The sequence below is a fragment of the Variovorax sp. PMC12 genome (genome assembly GCF_003019815.1).
Taxonomy (GTDB): Bacteria; Pseudomonadota; Gammaproteobacteria; order Burkholderiales; family Burkholderiaceae_C; genus Variovorax.
Genome location: NZ_CP027774.1, coordinates 336,664 through 354,252 on the forward strand (window position 1 = coordinate 336,664; position 17,589 = coordinate 354,252).

The 17,589-nt window shown below is 67.0% G+C and carries 13 protein-coding genes; 2 read left to right on the forward strand and 11 right to left on the reverse strand.

Going from position 1 to position 17,589, the window contains the following annotated elements:
* Nucleotide 1 precedes the first annotated feature (1 nt).
* Entirely contained in the window at nucleotides 2–2,170 is a 2,169-nt protein-coding gene (locus tag C4F17_RS29045) for a TonB-dependent siderophore receptor (protein ID WP_106937934.1), read from the reverse strand.
* Between the two features lie 103 nt (nucleotides 2,171–2,273).
* Entirely contained in the window at nucleotides 2,274–2,645 is a 372-nt protein-coding gene (locus tag C4F17_RS29050) for a DUF2946 family protein (protein ID WP_106937935.1), read from the reverse strand.
* 71 nt (nucleotides 2,646–2,716) lie between these two features.
* Between C4F17_RS29050 and C4F17_RS29055 the strand changes: the two genes are divergently transcribed.
* Complete coding sequence (locus C4F17_RS29055) at nucleotides 2,717–3,076, forward strand: DUF2946 family protein (protein WP_106937936.1); 360 nt, start codon at nucleotides 2,717–2,719, stop codon at nucleotides 3,074–3,076.
* 123 nt (nucleotides 3,077–3,199) lie between these two features.
* On the forward strand, nucleotides 3,200–5,533 hold the full coding sequence (locus tag C4F17_RS29060; RefSeq protein ID WP_106937937.1) for a TonB-dependent receptor: 2,334 nt from the start codon (nucleotides 3,200–3,202) through the stop codon (nucleotides 5,531–5,533).
* 22 nt (nucleotides 5,534–5,555) lie between these two features.
* Here the strand turns inward: C4F17_RS29060 and C4F17_RS29065 are convergent, their stop codons facing one another.
* The 9 genes from C4F17_RS29065 to C4F17_RS29100 form a co-directional block, all read right to left on the reverse strand.
* Entirely contained in the window at nucleotides 5,556–6,917 is a 1,362-nt protein-coding gene (locus tag C4F17_RS29065; RefSeq protein WP_106937938.1) for an ABC transporter ATP-binding protein, read from the reverse strand.
* A 2-nt stretch (nucleotides 6,918–6,919) separates the two neighbouring features.
* The gene (locus tag C4F17_RS29070; RefSeq protein ID WP_081271051.1) at nucleotides 6,920–8,662 is read right to left on the reverse strand and encodes an ABC transporter permease; all 1,743 of its coding nucleotides are present in this window, start codon (nucleotides 8,660–8,662) and stop codon (nucleotides 6,920–6,922) included.
* A gap of 114 nt (nucleotides 8,663–8,776) precedes the next feature.
* Nucleotides 8,777–8,938, reverse strand: a complete 162-nt coding sequence (locus tag C4F17_RS33235; RefSeq protein WP_172839956.1) for an HHHH-motif protein — start codon at nucleotides 8,936–8,938, stop codon at nucleotides 8,777–8,779.
* A 139-nt stretch (nucleotides 8,939–9,077) separates the two neighbouring features.
* Nucleotides 9,078–9,422: a chorismate mutase family protein gene (locus C4F17_RS29075; RefSeq protein ID WP_081271052.1), complete on the reverse strand. Its 345-nt coding sequence runs from the start codon at nucleotides 9,420–9,422 to the stop codon at nucleotides 9,078–9,080.
* Nucleotides 9,423–9,433: 11 nt separating this feature from the next.
* On the reverse strand, nucleotides 9,434–10,483 hold the full coding sequence (locus C4F17_RS29080) for a Bug family tripartite tricarboxylate transporter substrate binding protein (protein WP_106937939.1): 1,050 nt from the start codon (nucleotides 10,481–10,483) through the stop codon (nucleotides 9,434–9,436).
* Nucleotides 10,484–10,760: 277 nt separating this feature from the next.
* Nucleotides 10,761–12,608 carry a phage integrase family protein gene (locus C4F17_RS29085; protein WP_106937940.1) on the reverse strand — a complete coding sequence of 616 codons (1,848 nt, stop codon included), beginning with the start codon at nucleotides 12,606–12,608 and terminating at the stop codon, nucleotides 10,761–10,763.
* Nucleotides 12,609–12,655: 47 nt separating this feature from the next.
* Entirely contained in the window at nucleotides 12,656–12,922 is a 267-nt protein-coding gene (locus C4F17_RS29090; RefSeq protein ID WP_106937941.1) for a hypothetical protein, read from the reverse strand.
* Between the two features lie 1,980 nt (nucleotides 12,923–14,902).
* Nucleotides 14,903–15,988: a ParB/RepB/Spo0J family partition protein gene (locus C4F17_RS29095; protein ID WP_106937942.1), complete on the reverse strand. Its 1,086-nt coding sequence runs from the start codon at nucleotides 15,986–15,988 to the stop codon at nucleotides 14,903–14,905.
* Nucleotides 15,989–16,306: 318 nt separating this feature from the next.
* Entirely contained in the window at nucleotides 16,307–17,461 is a 1,155-nt protein-coding gene (locus C4F17_RS29100; protein WP_234383125.1) for an AAA family ATPase, read from the reverse strand.
* Nucleotides 17,462–17,589 lie beyond the last annotated feature (128 nt).

Sequence of the window (17,589 nt, forward strand, 5' to 3'; positions counted from 1 at the left end):
CTCAGAACTTGGCCTGCAGGCCGACGGTGATGGTGCGCGATATGCCTGGCGTGACCCAGACGCGGCTGTACGAACTGGCGTAGTAGGTCCTGTCGAACAGGTTGTCGACATCGAGCGTCACGCGCAGCGTGGGGTTGAGGCGCCAGTACGCAACCAGCTTGGCGGTGGTGTAGGCCGGCAGGTCGAACGCGGGCGGTCCCGCATTCGCCTCAGCCTGCGTGCGAGCCTGGCCCAGCCGCTTGCCCATGTGGGTGAAGCCGCCGCCGATGCCATAGCGTTGGCCGTTGGAGAAGCCGTCCTCGTAGACCGCGAGCACGCTGCCGTTGACCCGCGGGACATTGAGCAGCCGGCCGCCGACTTCCAGCGTGTTGTCCTTCGTGATCTCCACGTCGTTGAGTACCAGGCTGGCATTGACGCGCCAGTTCCTCGCGACCTGGCCCGAGAAGTCGAACTCCAGGCCCCGGCTGCGGATTTCTCCCGCCGCCACCGAATAGCCGGTGTTCACCGGATCGGAGGTCAGCACGTTGCGCTTGCGGATGTCGAAGAGCGCCGCGGTGGCGCCCATGCGCTGGTCCGCACTCTCCCACTTGGTGCCGAGCTCCAGCGCGCGGCCCGTCTCGGGCACAAAGCCGTTCGAGGCGAAATCGGAGCCTGTGTTCGGCCTGAACGAACGGCCCGCGTTGGCGTAGAAAGTCCACTGCGGCGTCGGCAGCCAGCTCACACCGATGCGCGGCGAGGTCGACGAAGGTCCCTGGCTGGCCGTGGTGCCGTTTCTGCGATCGAGCAGCGACTGGCGGTAGTTGTCGGCGCGCACGCCCGCGACGAGCCGCCATTCCGGCGAAAGCTTGATCGCGTCCTGCACATAGAACGCGTTGCTGTTCTGGTGTTCCAGCGTGTCGGTGTTGGCCGTGGGCACCGGCTGGAACTGGCCGTAGACGGGGTTGTAGATGTTGATCGCGTACGGCCGGGCAGTGCTCGGATTCACGCGCAGCATCAGGGCGTCCATGTCGAAGCGGAAGCTCTCCACGCCGAACAGGAGCTCGTGCTCGATGGCGCCGGTCTTCACGTTGCCCTGAAGTTCGGCCTGCAGTGCGATGTCGTTCGAGCTGTAGTCGCGGTAGCGGCGCTGCCGTGCGAGGTTGCCGTTGGCCAGCAGCGCAGTCGGCTCGGTGGAGAAGCCCTCGAGCGAAGTCTCGCGGTACGACAGGCCCACCCGGCTGCGCCACGTCGAGTTCCATTCATGGGACAGGATGAACTGGTGCGTCTGGTTCTTGACGGTCATGTCGCCATCGGCCGGTTCGCCGAGGAAGCGGCTGCGTGGAATGGCGCCCAGGCGGTTGTCGACCGCCACCACGCCGCGGTCCAGCGGCGTGGCATGCCGCAGGTATTCGCCCGCGTATTCCAGCACCGTGTCGCGTCCGAGCTTCCAGGTGAAGGCTGGCGCGACGACTTCGCGTTTGGCGCTGACGAAGTCGCGGAAGCTGTTGCGGTCTTCCACCGCCACGTTGAGCCGGTAGGCGAAGTTCTTGCCGATCGGGCCGGTGCTGTCGAAGGCGCCACGCCTGAGGCCGTGGCTCCCGGCGTAGGCCTCGACCGAATTCGCGGCCGTCCACAACGGACGCTTGGACACGATGTTCAGCGTGCCGCCGGGTTCGCTGCTGCCGTAAAGCGCAGCCGCGGTGCCTTTGAGGAACTCGATGCGCTCCACACCCGCCAGATCGCGCGGCGCGTTGAACCCCCGGTTCGCGGAAAAGCCGTTGAGCAGCGTCGCCATCCCGGTGCTCTCATTGCCGGGCAGACCGCGGATGGCGATGTTGTCCCAGAGGCCGCCGTAGTTGTTCTGGCGCGAGACGCCGCCGACGTAGTCCAGCACGTCATCGAGCTTGGTGGCACCCAGGTCGTCGATGGTCTGGCGCGTGACGATGCGCACCGATTGCGGCAGCTCGCGCAGCGGCAGGTCCGTCTTGGCCCCGGCGGCTTCTTCGGCCTGGTGTGTGCCCGACTCGCCGCGGCCGACCACTTCGATGGGTTTCAGCTGGCCCTCGACAGCGGCATCGGAAGACTGGGCGATGGCCGGTCCGGCAAACAGCGCCGAGACGGACAGCGCAAGAGGAAGGCGGCGGAACAGGGGAACGCGTTTGCGCGCGCGTTCGCAAAGAATGACGATCATGAGTGGCACTCGACGAGACAGTGCCGCCGCGCCTTCGACGGGCCCGGCAGCAAGATAAAGAAATGAACGCGTCACAGCCCCGCTGGGGCGGTGCGGCGGAATGTCAGGTCGATGTGTACGGAGGATCGCGCGAGGCGAAGGGCCAGCGGCCCGGATCGGGCACGAAGGCCAGCGCGGGCGGCGCACGTGGAAGTGCCAAGGCAAACGCCACTTCGAGCGCGGCCAGCCGCTGAGCGGGCGCAGTGGCGTGGTGCACATGGGCAAGGCACCACTCGCACAGGCCGTGAGCTTCTTCGGTGTGCCCGAGAGACTCGGCATCCGCGCGGGCTTCGAGCGCGGCTTCCTGCTCCACACCTGCCATTGCCTGGCGCAGATGCCCGGCTTCGTGCAACGGCATGCCGATGGCCGCGTTGAAGAACACGGCCAGCAACAGAAGCCGAAGGAGGCGTTGGAGATGGAGAGGACGAAGCTGCATGGCGAGGCGGGGGGATCATACCGGTGAGAGCCGGTGGCGCGGACCAGGGGCAGTGCGCACATAATCGCCCCATGCCCGCCCTGCGCCATGCCCGCCAACTCGTCCGCTTCGTGCTGGCGTGGTTCGTGCTGTCGCTGGGGGTGGCGATCGCGTCGCCGATGGTCCAGCCACAGTCGATGCAGCTCGTGTGTTCGGCGGCCGGCGCCATCAAGGTGATCGTGCAGACCGACGACGGCGCGCGCGAACTCGGCGCCAGCCATCTGGACTGCCCGATGTGCATGCTGACCGGTGCGCCTCCGCCCGCGGCGCAGCCCATCGACCTCCCCCGCATTCTGCCGCTGGGCCATGCCGTGCAGTCGATCCCGGCCGCGCGCATTGCCGCAGCCACTGCCGCGCCCTTGCCCGCGCGCGGGCCTCCTTCGCTCTCCTGACTCGTTTTCGGTTCCGTCGCACGTGACGCTGTCCATGGCCTTGGCCTTGCGCAGTCGTCGCTCGCTGCAACGCATTTCCCTGCAATGAGTCGGCGCCTTCATGGCGCCGAAAGAGAGCTTTCCATGAACAAGACCCTTTTGTCGCTCGCGCTCGGCGCGGCATTCCCCTGGCTGGCCGTGCCCGCCTTCGCGCAAGGCGCCGCGGCCGCCGAAGCCGCCGCGGACAACGTGGACAACACCCCCGAGCGCACCAAGTCGCTCGGCGTCGTCACCGTCACCGGCGGCCAGCCGACCTCGCTGCCCACGCAGATTCCCACCACCATCGAGGGCGTCACGCGTGAGGAGATCGAGACCCGCATCAACGCCACCGACAGCGAGGACGCGCTCAAGTACCTGCCGAGCCTGCTGGTGCGCAAGCGCTACATCGGCGACTACAACCACGCCATCCTGTCCACCCGCGCCTCGGGCACGGGCAACAGCGCGCGCTCGGCGGTCTACGCCGACGGCATCCTGCTGTCGAACTACCTGGGCAACGGCATCGCCAACGGCACCAACTTCGCGCCGCGCTGGGGCCTGGTCACGCCCGAGGAGATCGAGCGCGTCGACGTGATGTACGGCCCCTTCTCGGCGGCCTACCCCGGCAACTCGGCCGGCGCGGTGGTCGACTACGTCACCCGCATGCCGACGCAGCTGGAGGCGCACGTGAAGGTCGGCTACTCGTCGCAGCCCAACAACCTCTACAGCACCCGCCAGACCTTCAACAGCTGGCAGACCAGTGCGTCGCTGGGCAGCAGGAGCGGCGACTGGTCCTGGTGGATCGACATCAACCGCACCGACAGCGAAGGCCAGCCGCTGACCTTCACCACCGCCACCCTCGCCTCCGGCACGCCCGGGCGCGCGGGCACGCCGGTGTACGGCGCGCTCGGCGGCCTCAACACCACCAACACGCCCTGGTACATCCTGGGCACGGGCACGCAGTACCACACGCTGCAGGACCACGCCAAGCTCAAGCTGGCCTACGACTTCTCGCCCACGGTGCGCGCCACCTACACGCTCGGCTGGTGGCAGAACACCGCGAACGGGCAGTCCGCCAGCTACCTCACGAATGCGCAGGGCCAGCCTGTGTACAGCGGCCCGGTGAACATCAACGGGCGCAGCTTCAACCTGGCCCCCACCGCCTTCCCCCTCACCGCGGACAGCGCCACGCACTACATGCACGGCCTCTCGGTCAAGAGCAACACCCAGGGCGTGTTCGACTGGGAGCTGGCCGCGAGCCTCTACGACTATTCGAAGGACACGCAGCGCGCGCCCACCACTGCGCTGCCGCTGGCGGCCTACGGCGGCGCGGGCACGCTACAGGACCAGGGCGGCACCGGGTGGAACACCCTGGCGGCCAAGGGCTCCTGGCGCCCGCAGGGCGCAGGCGGCGCGCACATCGTCGACTTCGGCGTGGGGCGCGATGCGTACAAGCTCGGCATCGTGAAGACCAATGTGCTGGGCAACTGGCAGGACGGCGCGGCGTTCACGCCCGTGAGCAACGTGGGCGGCCGCACGGAAACCTACAGCGCCTGGGCGCAGGACGCCTGGTCGTTCGCGCCGAAATGGAAGGCCGTGCTGGGCCTGCGCTACGAGCACTGGGAGGCCAAGGACGGCTTCACGGCCACGGCGGCCACTGCGCAGTCGTACGCCTCGCGCAGCGAATCCGACGTGTCGCCCAAGGCCGCGCTGGCCTACCAGTTGACCAAGGACACGGTGCTCAAGGCCTCCGTGGGCCGCGCCGTGCGCTACCCCACAGTCGGCGAGCTCTACGGCGCCACCTCGGGCGGCGCGCTCTCCTTCATCAACGACCCCACGCTGAAGCCCGAGAAGTCATGGACCGGCGAACTGTCGGCCGAGAAGGACCTGGGCAATGGCCTGCTGCGCGCCACGCTGTTCCACGAGACCACGAAGAACGCGCTGTACAGCCAGCTGATTCCCAACTCCACCGTCTCGCGCGTGCAGAACATCGACAAGGTGCGCACCACCGGCGTGGAGATCGCCTACACCGGGCAGAACGTGCTCATCAAGGGCCTCGACCTGGGCGCCAGCCTGACCTATGCCGACTCGAAGACGGTGGCGGACGCCGCGTTTCCGGCCGCCGTGGGCAAGTGGCAGCCGCGCGTGCCGCGCTGGCGCTCGACCGTCTACGCCACGTACAAGCCCGATGCGCGCTGGTCGTTCACGGCCGCGGCGCGCTACAGCGGCCGGCAGTACTCCAACCTGGACAACAGCGACGTGAACGCCTTCGCCTACTTCGGCGCGAGCAAGTACTTCACGGTCGACTTCCGCGTGCGCTACCAGATCGACAAGCAGTGGTCGGCCGCCTTCGGCATCGACAACGCCAACAACTACCAGTACTGGAACTTCCACCCGTATCCGCAGCGCACCTACACGGCCGAGCTGCGGTTCGACCTGTGAGGCCGGACGAATAGAGGGCCGTTCAGTTCACGCCGTGCAGGTGGGCGTCGTCGCTCGAATCATCGTTCTGCGGGACGAACACCATGCCGGTCTTCGCGTTGTAGTCCATCAGGCCCGCGTAGCGGCCCCAGGCGATCATGGTCTCGAAGGTCTTCTCGGGATTGTCGTAAGGCAAGGCGCTGCCGATGTCCTTGATCACGCGCTCGGCCTCGACTTCCTCGTACTCCTTGAGCAGCGCGATGATGATGTGGAAGAGCCGCAGCTTGAAGACCTGCTCCTCGAAGATCGCGCGCTTGCCGAGGCGGTCCGCGGCCACGAACTTGCGGCCCAGTTCCGTGAAACGCACTTCCTGGCGGGGCGTGTCGATGAGGTCGAGGATCTCGGCCGCCTTGAGGATCGCGATCGTCTCGCCGAACTCCTTGCCGATCTCGTCCGAGATGTCGTAGATGTTGGACAGGTCCGGCGAGTCGCTGAGGATGCTCATCAACCCGAGGATCTGGCCCACCGGCACCAGCGGAATGGACTCCATGCGCGTGCGGGCGCGCGAGATCGGCTGGCCCTTCTCGCTCGCCTCGGGCGGCAGGTCGGGCAGCGTCATCGTGGTGATGGACTCGTGGATCACGCTGACCAGCCGCTGGAATTCGGGGTGCTTGGTGTCCCGCGGGTACGGCAGCTTGTTCTCCAGCACGAGCCCGACACGCCCCGGCCGGGGGAACACGACCACGATACGCGTGGCCATCTCCACGGCCTCCTCGATGTTGTGCGTGACCATGAAGACCGAGCTGAGGTCGCCGTTCGGGCCGCGCCACAGGCTGATCAGCTCCTGGCGCAGGTTCTCCGCGGTCAGCACGTCCAGCGCGCTGAAGGCCTCGTCCAGGCACAGCAGCCTGGGCCGGGACACCAGCGCCCGCGCGATGCCCACCCGCTGGCGCATGCCGCCCGACAGCTCGCGGGGGAAGGCCGCGTGGTAGTTGCCCAGGCCGATCAGTTCGATCGCGCGGTTGACCGCGGCGTCGCGCTCGGTGCGGCCGATCTTTTTCGACATGAGGCCCACCGCAACGTTCTGCTCCACGGTCAGCCACGGGTAGAGCGCGAAGGTCTGGAAGACGACCGAGGCATCGGGATTCACGCCGTCGAGCGATCTGCCGCCGGCCAGCGCGCGGCCCGAGGTCGGCGCGATCAGGCCGGTGAGGCAGCGCAGGATGGTCGACTTGCCCGAACCGGACTGCCCCAGCAGCGCCAGGAACTCGCCTTCGTGGACGGCGAGGTCGATGTTGTCGAGCACCTTGAGTTCGTGGTTGCCGGCGGTCCTGAACGTCTTGGTGACGGCGCACAGCTCGGCCACCGGCTTGGCCGGCGCGGGGGAACGGGAGGTTGTGTTCATTTTCAATCCAGCTTGAATCGGCGCTCGGCGAAGGCGTACAGGCGGCGCCAGATGAGCTTGTTCATCAGCACGACGAAGATGGACATCACGCCGATGCTCGCGATGATCAGCGCCGTGTCTCCTTCCCGGGTGACGGTGGCGATGTAGGCGCCCAGGCCCTGGGCCTTCAGGGTGGTGCTGCCCCAGGTGGCGAGTTCAGCCACGATGCTCGCGTTCCACGCCCCGCCGGCGGCCGTGCAGGCGCCCGTGACCCAGTACGGAAAGATCGCCGGCAGGATCAGCGTGCGCCACAGGTTCCAGTCGCGCAGGCCGTAGACCCGTGCCGCTTCCTTGAGGTCGTTGGGGATGGCCATGGCGCCCGCGATCACGTTGAACAGGATGTACCACTGCGTGCCCATCGCGATGAGCAGGATGCTGCCCCAGTCGAGCGTGACGTGGGCGGCCACGAAGAAGCCCACGACGATCGGGAAGGTCATGTTCACCGGGAACGACGCGCCGATCTGCGCCAGCGGCTGGGCGAACCGCGCCACGCGCGGCTGCGAGCCGATCCACACGCCGACCGGCACCCAGATCAGCGTGGCCAGCACCGTCATGGCGGCGACGCGCAGGGCCGTCAGCGCGCCGAGCCAGACGATGTGTCCGAAGGCGGCCAGCGTCAGCGCGCCGTGCAGCGCCGCCACGGCGGCCGCCAGAGCCCTGAGGATCTCGAAGCCGATCCACACGGCGAGCACGATGCCGGCCGCGCGCCAGAGCAGCTTCTGCCCGCCGGCCCCGAGCCGCACCGGAACCCGCGCGGCCGGATTGGGCACCCGCGACACCCGGTCCTTCAGCGGCAGCCAGAGCCGCTCGCCGATCCAGGTGAACAGGTAGGCGCCGCGCAGCAGGTTGTAGACCCATGAGGTTGCCGGCGTCGCCGATTCGGTCAGTTCGATCTTGAACTTGTCGGCCCACGCCAGCAGCGGGCGCCAGACCAGCTGGTCGCTCACGAGGATCAGCAAGATCATGGCCACCACGGCCCAGAGGGCGGCCGTGTTGTTGCCCTGCGCGATGGCCTGCGCCATGTAGGAACCCAGGCCCGGCAGCTTGATGTCCTTGTTCATCACGCTGATGGCCTCGCTCTGCGCCACGAAGAACCAGCCACCGCCGAAGGACATCATGGAGTTCCATATCAGGCTGTGAGCCGAAGCCGGCAGCTCGACGGTGCGAAAGCGCTGCGCGCGCGTGAGCCCGTAGGTCGACGCCGCCTCCTGCATGTCGTTGGGAATGGTCACCATCGAGTGATAGAACCCGAACGCCATGTTCCAGACCTGTCCCGTGAAGATGGCGAAGATGGCAGCGCACTCGACGCCCAGCAGGCTGCCGGGGAACAGCGCCATGAAACCCGCCACGGTGGCAGACAGGAAGCCCAGCACCGGCACCGACTGCAGCACATCGAGGGCCGGCAGGATGAAGGCGCGCGCCGTGCGGTTCTTTGCCGCCAGGTAGCCGGTGGCAATGGCGAAGAACAGCGAGAAGCCGAACGCGATCCACATGCGCATCAGCGTGCGGCCCGCGTAATAGGGAATCTGGCTCGGCGAGCTGTCGATCTGCGGCACCGCCGCCGGATCGAAGTGCACGAGCATGCCCTTGCCGAAGTGCAGCGCGCTCCACAGGAGGCCCAGCAGGATCAGCAGGAACAGCGCATCGATCCAGCCGAGCGTGCGCCGCTCTTCCACGATCGCAAGCTGGGGGGCGGTACTTTTCATGCGGGCTTGCAGTTCTTTGCTTCGACGATAGCCGCAGCTCTTTTCGACTGAATGAAAAAATGCCCCGCTTCGCGAGGCATCCTGAGTTTGGCGGGGCGGGCTTTTCCTGGTGGATCAGCGAACCCAGTGGCACACACGGTGGTGATGGCGCGCGTCCCACTTGCACACCTTGTGCTTGGGATGGTGGCGGGGCGCGGCGGAGGCGATGCCTGGGGCCAACAAGGCCATGCCGGCAAATGCGAGGATGCCGGCGGAGATGAACTGCTTGGTTTTCATGGTGGTCTTTCTAAGCAATGGCATCGAAGAATGCGTCATATATCAGGTGCCATCCCTCAACGATCCGAGCGCACGCTCGGATGACATTTGACAACCACCCTGGATCGACGTTCGCCTTTCCGGGCCGCGCCTCGCGACGTCAGGCTGATGCGGCGGGCGCGCCGATGATCTCATCCTCCAGCCGACAGGTTTCGGTGATGATCAGCTCGAAAAGCGCGCGCAGGAACGCAGGGCTCATGCCGTGCTCCGCGGCAAAGGCCGCCGCGCGTTGCTGCACCACGCCGATGCGGTGGGGCTGCATCATCGGAATCGCGTGGGTTCGCTTGTGCAGGCCGATCCTGCAGCAGCAGGCCAGCCTTTGCCGAAGGGTCTCGAGCAGGGCAGCGTCCAGGTTGTCGAGCTCGTCGCGCAGCGACTGCAGGATCTGCTGGGCTTCTTCGTCAGCCGGACCGCGCTGTTGCGTGACTGAGGTGGCTGAATTCATGCCGGTTCTCCTTACTCGAGTTTGATGCCCTGGCTCGCGATGATCTGGCTCAGTGCTGCCGTGTCCGCGCGCACCCGCCGCACCAGCGTCTCGCCCGAGATGCCGACCGCCTCATAACCATGCTGGAAGAGCTTCTGGCGAACCTCCGGCAATCGGATGACTTCGGACAGGACCTGATTCAGGCGCTGGACAATCGGAGCAGGTAGGCTGGCAGGGGCTGCCGCTGCAGTCCAGATCTCGAGCTCGAAATCCTGCAGTCCCGCTTCCTGCAGACTCGGATAGTCCGGTACGAGCGGCGAGCGGCGCGCAGAGGTCACACCGATCGCGCGCAGCTTTCCGGCCTTGATCTGTTCGTCGGCGAGGCCCGGTGGGAGCAGCGCCAGCTGCAGCTGCCCCCCGATCAAGCCAGTGATGACCTGCGGATTGCCCTGGTAGGGCACGTGCACGGCGGCGATGCCGGTGCGGGACTTGAGGAGTTCCATACCGAGATGGCCGATCGTGCCGATGCCGGGCGAGCCATAGCTCCAGCTGCCGCCGGCCACACGCGCCGCGTCGAGGAAACCGCGGGCATCAGCCTTCGAGACCTGCGCTGTCGTGGCGAGCACGAGGGGCGCCGTGCAGATGATGCTCAGCGGCACCAGGTCCTTCTGCGGATCGTAAGGCGTCGACGGGTTGAGGATCCTGGCAATGGTCATGTTGCCGTTGATGAGGATGCCGACCGTGTGCCGGTCGGTGGACTTAGCGACGATGTCCGCGGCGATGTTGCCGCTGGCGCCGGCATGGTTTTCGACGATCACCGGCTGGCCCAGCGCTTTCGCCATGGGCGTGGCCAGCACGCGAGCCACAAAATCCGGAGACGAGCCGCCACCAAAACCGACGACGAGGCGCAGTGGCCGGGTCGGCCAGTTCACGTCCGCTGCGCGGATGCCCGACGTGCCCGTCGGGGGAGGCTCGGCGCGCACCGCGCCGCTCGGTTGCGCAAGGACGCCGCCGGCGCAGGCGAACGTTCCAACAAGGCACAGCAGGCGCACGGCCAGCGATCGAAGAAGGAAGAATGACATGGCAATGGAAGTTGGAAATCGGACGCTCAGTCTTTCTTCACGAACGCGACGAATCAACTGCTGCTTCACGTGCAAGAAGCCGCATGCGGTGGCGGCGTGACGCGGTCCAGGCCTGTCCCCCGAAGGGGGGCGGGCGGGATTCGTCGTCCTTGCATGCCGCGCAACATGGCGGCTCGAAGATGTCTGCAGGGCGCCGTGGGCCCGGGGCCTTAAGACACTGAAGATGTGCCGTGCCCGGCGTCGGGCGCCTTCGTCGCCGCTGCACGAACGACCCGGCCTAGGCGGGTCGCCGCTTCGCGGCATACATCCGGGTCGTGCTGGGCAACGCGTGACCCAGGTTGTTCTGCACCACCGCCAGTGGCAACGGTGCTTGCCCCGCCCTGCCCTGCAAGGCGTGCGCGCCGTGGGTATGGCGCAGCCAGTGCGTGCTGGCCTTTCGCAGGTGTTCGGCGTCGGAGGCATTGAGATCCTGTGCGACGCGCGCCAGGAACGCCTTGATGGCCTGGTAGAGCCCCGAGGACGACCAGGCGGCCGGATGCTCGGCCCCCGTGTCGAAACGCGCCAGCACGGGGACGTCGCGATTGGCGGGTGCGTCGACCCGTCGATCGAAGCCGTGGCGCGCCAGTTCTTCCTCCAGGTCCTCGATCAGCGCCAGCGCCACCGGAACCTCGCGGCGCCCCCCTGCTCTGCCGGTCACCGTCAGCAGCCAGACGGGCGGCACCGAACCGTCGCCCGGCGTCGCGTCCTGTCGTAGGCGCAGATCCCCGCAGCAGGCGCCAGCGATCTCGGCCAAGCGCAGCCCGGTCGCATACAGCCAGTGCATGCCGCGGCGCAACCGTCGACCGGCCTCGGTGTCCCCATGTGAGCGCAACCGCGCATCGATGTGGTCCCACTGCGCGAAGCTCAGGGTGCGGTTGGTGCCCAGCGGCTGCCCGGCCTGCGAGGGCAAAAGCGTCTCGTCGAAGGGATTGCCCGTCACATAGCCCTGGGACGTGAGGAAGGCGAACAGGCTGCGGAGAATGACCAGCGCCTGGCGCAGCGCCACCGGCGTCAGCGGGCCCTCAAGCGGCCGCCACATCGGGGACCAGCGCTGGTGATGTCGCGGTCCGCACCAGGCAACGGGCGGCCGGGCAAGGAAGGCACGATAGGCGGCCGCGTCTTCGCGGGTGAGCGAGGACATGGCTTTGCCGCGCTCCAGCACCGCCCAGAGCAGCAGCCGCTCGGCCTCCTTGCGGTACGAGCGCTGCGTGGCCGACAAGGGCTCCTTCGCGACGCCGCCACCCTTCGCGAGCAGCCACGCGCCGATCGCCTCGTGGTCATTGGCCGCAGAGAGTCGGCACGCCTGCCTCGGCGCGCGGGCGCTCCCGGCACGGCCGTCCAGCCCAGGCGGCAGCACGAATTTCTCGTAGGGCACCAGCGCCGTGGCGGGCGGAACCACCTCGGTCAGCGCGGCGGGGCCGAGCTGCGCGCGCCGGCGCGCCGCATGCACGCCGATGCGCAGCCCCAGCACCTGCTCATTGGCGTGAAGCCAGTCGAGGATGCGCGCGGCCTTGTGTTCGCCCACGCCTGGGACGTTCGCCCACCAGCGCGCGCCGGCGTCGTTGATGTGCAGCACCAGCGCGGAAAGCGTCGCAAGGCCCGCGCGTTCGAGCCTCTCGGCCAGCGCCGGATGCAGCCAGGCGGCCACGCTGTCGCCCGGGCGTGGATCCTGTGCGACGAGGCTCTCGAGCCAGTGCAGCGCCTCCAGTTGGCGCTCGATGACGCGTGCGCGGCGCGAAGGCTGAGCGCCTCCCCGCGCGCGCGCCGGTCCCGCGGCGCCGCCGCCCTGTGGAAAGGCGGCTTCATACGCCTCGATCTGTTCGGCCTCCGAGAAGTCCTCCATGCCCTGGGCCTGGGCAAACTCGGCCAAGCTCGGCAGCGCCGGTGTCGCGGTGAAGCGCTCGGCGTCAAGCAGGATCAGGCGCGCGGTGCCGGGCTTCTGTTCACGGCGCGCGGCGGCGGCGAACGCGTCCCGGATCCAGGCCACGGTGCGGCGCACCGTGCGCAGGTCGACGTGCTCGCCCTCCAGGCGCAGGTAGCGATCCCAGGCAGCGCGCTCCTCGACCCCTTGAGCGAGCGCGCGCATGAACGCGAAGTGGCCCCGATGGAGCTTGCGCGGGGGTGTCGTTTTTTTCACGGGGAGCGCGGCACACCGGGTGCCCGTCGTGCTTGCCAGAACTGCCACCACGGCCGCGGGGCGCTCGCGGGGGGCGGCGGCTGCTGCTCGGCCCGCCTGCCGCGAACGCGGCGTCGCAGTTCGACCTCCAGCATGTGGGCGACCCCGTAGGCCTGCTTTTCGCCGCGCGATGCACTCGCACGCCAGTCGAGCGCCAGGCGCTCAAGCACGCCGTCTTCCAACTGAGCCAGTTCCGCGGCACTCGGCGCGTCATGGCGGGTCATCGCCCCGCTCCCTGCATTTTGGCGCCGCCGGCTGCTCGTGCAATGCGCGCTCGGCCCCAGGCCGACGGTGGTCTCGAGGACATCCGTGTTCGGGCCGTCGAGCGCACGGCCGCACGCTGTTGCAAAGGTTGGTCCGGAGGACTGGTGGAGGCTGACGCGCCGCGGCTGCGGCAGCAGGCGTGCGTCATCTTCTTTGCGCCACCCGGGCTTCGGCGGCTTGGCCAGCTGTCTAGATTCTGCATAATCATCAACGTCAATTTTAGGTGATCCTTAGCCATTTCGAAGAAACGAATGTCGAGGTATGCGCTAAGTCTTTGATTCAATTGCTATTTTTTCCGATGCCGCAATCCACTTAAGCGCATTGCATCGAGGTAGTTAGGCGTATGGTGAGGCACTGCATGTGCTTCCACTCCTAAGTGGGTGCTTGCATTAAGGATTTACGAGGGGGCCCTCGGCGTGCCACCGTGCCCCCTTAAATGCGCGGTGTGCCGAGGGGGGAAGCACGTGATGCCAGAGTCAGGGTTCGCCGCCCTGCGCGGGACGTTGGGCAGCGCCGGTCGCCGAGCGTGCTGTTCCTGCAAGCCGTGAGGGTTGCGCTCAGCCTCTTTGTCGCGGGGCAATGTGAGAGGTATTGGGCAAGCGCGCCAAGGGCACGTCCTCATCGCCCGGTTGTCTCCACTGTTCCCTTTTGTGAGTACTTTTGGGATTTGGCGGGCGAACGAGCCTTTGTGCGGAAGCGGGCTGTCTTGCCAAGTTAACCCGCACTGTTAAAAGTTAGCTTGCGCACACTTATCGAATTGGGGCGAGTAGTGGGTAGGGCAGCGGGCCACGTGCATCGCACGTCTCCATTCCTTTAGCACGGACCAAGAGGGGTGTGCTGCGGACGCGTGGCCGCCTCCACAACAGGGAGGCGGCGCGCCGCCAGGGTAAAAGCTACGTCGCAAGCAACTGGGCCGAAGACAAGCGGCCCGCGCATCTCGGGCCGCGGTGCACCACGACAGCGGGCGGCCGGCGCTTTCGGGCTGACGGGCAGCTTCGCAAACGAGCCGCTGAAGGCTGCTGTCTTGTGTCCGTTCCAGAGCACTTCATCAGCGCATGCGCAGGTCCTTGGCGCGGATGGCCCTGGGCGTTGTGACGCACTACGCGCTCAAATCCCAATGATGCTCACATCACGGCCAGTCGGGTCTGACCGGCATTTCACCAGAACGTCTGCCGGCGGGCGGAAAGGAATGCGGCAACGTTCAGACTCCCGCGCCACCCGCGACCGATGGCTGCCACAAACGTGATTCCACAACCCGGCACGGAACGGAACGTACCCTCCCAGTTTGAGCAAGGCGCTGCAAGCGCCTTGAAAAAAGCCCGAACCGGGCAAGCCAGTCGGCCTGGGCGCTCGATGCACCTTTAGCATGGGCCGGAAGGTTCCAGTCGACGCCCGGCAAAGCCGCGTGGGGTGTCCGAGACGTCACGCAGATGGCCCCCGAATCCAAATGACATGCATGCGCGGAGGTGATCCACCGGGAGTGCTTCTGCGCGGCGCTCGACCTCGTCAGCTTGATCACGGTCCAAACAACGGGGCGCACACACGACGGCAGTTTGACAGTTGCTTCGGGCGCTGCGCATGCGGTCGCCGACAGTGTGAACGCGCGTAGCTCCGAGCGCGCTCGCCGGTGGACGCGGACAGGCCGCCTACTTGGGGCTGAGTGGCGCGGGGTATTCGTGAGCCCTCATGACGAGGCCAGGCTCGTCCACGAAGAGGAACAGGCCGGCGATGCGGGTTTGGGGGGCGGCGCCTCTGTGCGTTCGATGCAGACCGGTGATTCACCATACCGGGCGAGACGTCCGGCCTGTCTGCATCCCGCCGACTCAAGAGTTTGGGAAAGCTCTGCCAGTAGAGAACCTCGGCTGAATGGGGGGACGGCTACATTCAGTAGCCCCGGAGCTTCTCTCCCCTCCCCCCGGTTCCTCGTCGCGCCTTCGCAATCAGCCGAGCAGCCGGACCTTCTGCAGTGTCTCGCCCACGGACTTCAGCAAGATGTCCGGTGTCAGGCCGGACACGGCGCCGGGCGTCAGTGTCAGCGTGACCGTGCCGTCAGGCGCACGCAGGCACGAACCAACCGTCTTTCCGTCGTTCGTGATGGCCAGCTTCTCCGCCTTCGCCACCGACTCCAACCCTTGCAGTCTGGCGACCACGGCGGCGGGGGCGAGCTTCATGCCGCGCACCTTCTCGGCGCGCTTCAGCACGCTGCGACGATCCTTGTCGAGCGCCGCATTGAGTTGCTCCGCGTGCCGATGCTGCACTTCCAGCGGGCTGCGGAAGCATTCCAGTACCGCCGAAGGCAGCTGCGCCACCATCAGTGCCTTGCGGATCCAGGTATGGCTCACACCAAGCTTCTCGGCCAGCTGGCGCTGGGTCGGGAACAACTGCTCCTCGAGGGCGCGCTGGTACATCACGCCTTGTTCATAAGGTGAGAGGTCTGCACGCTCCCGGTTCTCACGATCCATCGCGGCAAAGAGTTCGGCATCGCCGAGCTCATCGAGCCAGATGGCCGCCAGCACCGGAATCCCCAGTTCCAGACATGCCCGGTGGCGCCGGTGGCCGAACACCAGTTCGTACTGCCCCGGCTCATCCACCAGCGGACGCACCAGGATCGGCTGCACATTGCCGCCAGCCAGTTCGATGTCGGCCTTGAGCCCGGCGAACTCGGCGCTCTCGAACGAAGCCGGGTGGCGGTTGGCCCAGCGCGAGGGCCGGACGGTCGCGGGGTCGATCTTGCGCGTGGGAGTCGAACCATCGTGCTGGCGAAGCCGTTCGCGCAGCGCAGCCAGTTCACCTTCCACAGCTTGCATCTGGCCGCGGAAGGCCAGCATCTGCCCGGGGCCGGTGCGGGGGGCGGGCTGACCCGTTTGTGCGGGTGGAAACCTGGTTTCCAGCGCAACGGGGGCTGCGCCCGGCAGTGCAGGCGGGGCCGGGGTCGTCGACACGGAGACCGGCGCCGCGGCGGGAACCGGCTCTGGAATCGACAGGCCGGCCGTCAATGCTTCGAGACGCTTGCGGGTGCTAGCCATTGAAACCTCCTGTGCAATGGAAACCTGGTTTCCACGCAAGACGCGTGGGACGGAAACGGACGGCAACGGACGCAAAAGACGTCCGGGCCCGGACGTCTGGAAACCTGGTTTCCAAACGGTACGTCGCGACCGTCGTGTGGAAACCCGGTTTCCACGCAGGGCGCGCACTGAGCCAACCGCGACAGACGCGCGGCTCCCGGCCTACGCTTTCAGCACGGAACGCCCCCCAGCGGCGCGCGACGAGCGGCTGCGGCGCCGCGGTGGAAACCGGGTTTCCAGGCCGCTCCGCCGCCCTCTTCGGTTCGTGAAGCCAGGCTCTCATTGCACCTGCGCCTTGTCCGACCAACTGCTGACCACCGACTGCTCGACCAAGTCGACGAAGGCGTCATATGCGTCGGCTGCGCGCTTGTAGGTCTTCGCTGCGCCTTCATACTTCTGCACGTCGTAGACGGTCGCGAACTCGGCCGCCTTGTTGCTGGTGACGCTGGTCTTGGGGATCTCTACCGGCAGCGTGTACTCACCGTAAGTGGCCTGGATCCATTGCCGGACCGCCGGGGTGGCGGGATCGCTGGGGTCGACTCGGCTGAGCAGTACATGCAGAAACTCGAAAGCCTTGCGAGCGAGGTCGCCGCCCTGTGCGTCGAGGTTTCCCCCCAGATCGGCGAGCAGCGACCAGAACTGTGCAGACGACGCGAAGTCGAGGCCTGAGGGCGGCACCGGCACGATGATCCCGTTGGCCGCCCACAGCGCGTTGATCGTCACGTAGGACAGCGAGGGCGGAGTATCGATGACGATCACGTCGTAAAGATCACGCACGCTCTCCAGCCCCGCGTTGAGCACATCCCAGAAGCGCGCGCCGGGCTCTTGCATCTGGCGCGCCGGCAGGGCGAACTCGGCCGAGAACAGAAAAGGCGCCGCCGCCACCAGGTCCAGGCCGTCCCAGTAAGTAGATCGAATCGCATAGCGGATGTCGGACTGGCTGCCGTCGCACAGCGGGGCAATGGTCATGTCCTCGCTGATCTCTGCTTCGGGCAACAGACCGTGCAAGGTGGTGAGCGAGCCTTGCGGATCGGTGTCGATGGCCAGCACGCGATGGCCGCGCAGGCTCAGTCCCTGTGCCAGCACCATGGCTGTCGTCGTCTTGGCCACGCCGCCCTTGAAGTTCCCCACGGCGATCGTGAACGCCTTCTTGCCGGCAGGACGCATCTTCTCGGCGCGGTAGGTGCGCGTCCAGGCACGCAACTCATTCAGCTCGAAGCTGCGCTTGCCGCCGGCCGGCGTCAGCCGGCCACTGGGAAGATCTTCCTTCGTGATGCGATAGGCCACATGCGCCTTGTCGACACCGCACAAGGCGGCCAGTTGCGCAGTGGAGTAGATCGGTGCAACCTTGCGGGCTTCCGGTGCCAGCAACCGCCCTCGGATCTGCTCGACCATCGAGCCTGCGCGCACGGCCAATGCCGCGATGCGCTGCATGTCAATGCGTGCACGAGGCGGGGAGGGGTTGGAGGGAGCGCGCGTGGAAACCTGGTTTCCAGCGCCGGCGGGAGCGGGCAACGCCATAAAGAAGGGCCTTATTCAACAGAATTCAGCCATTCTATGAG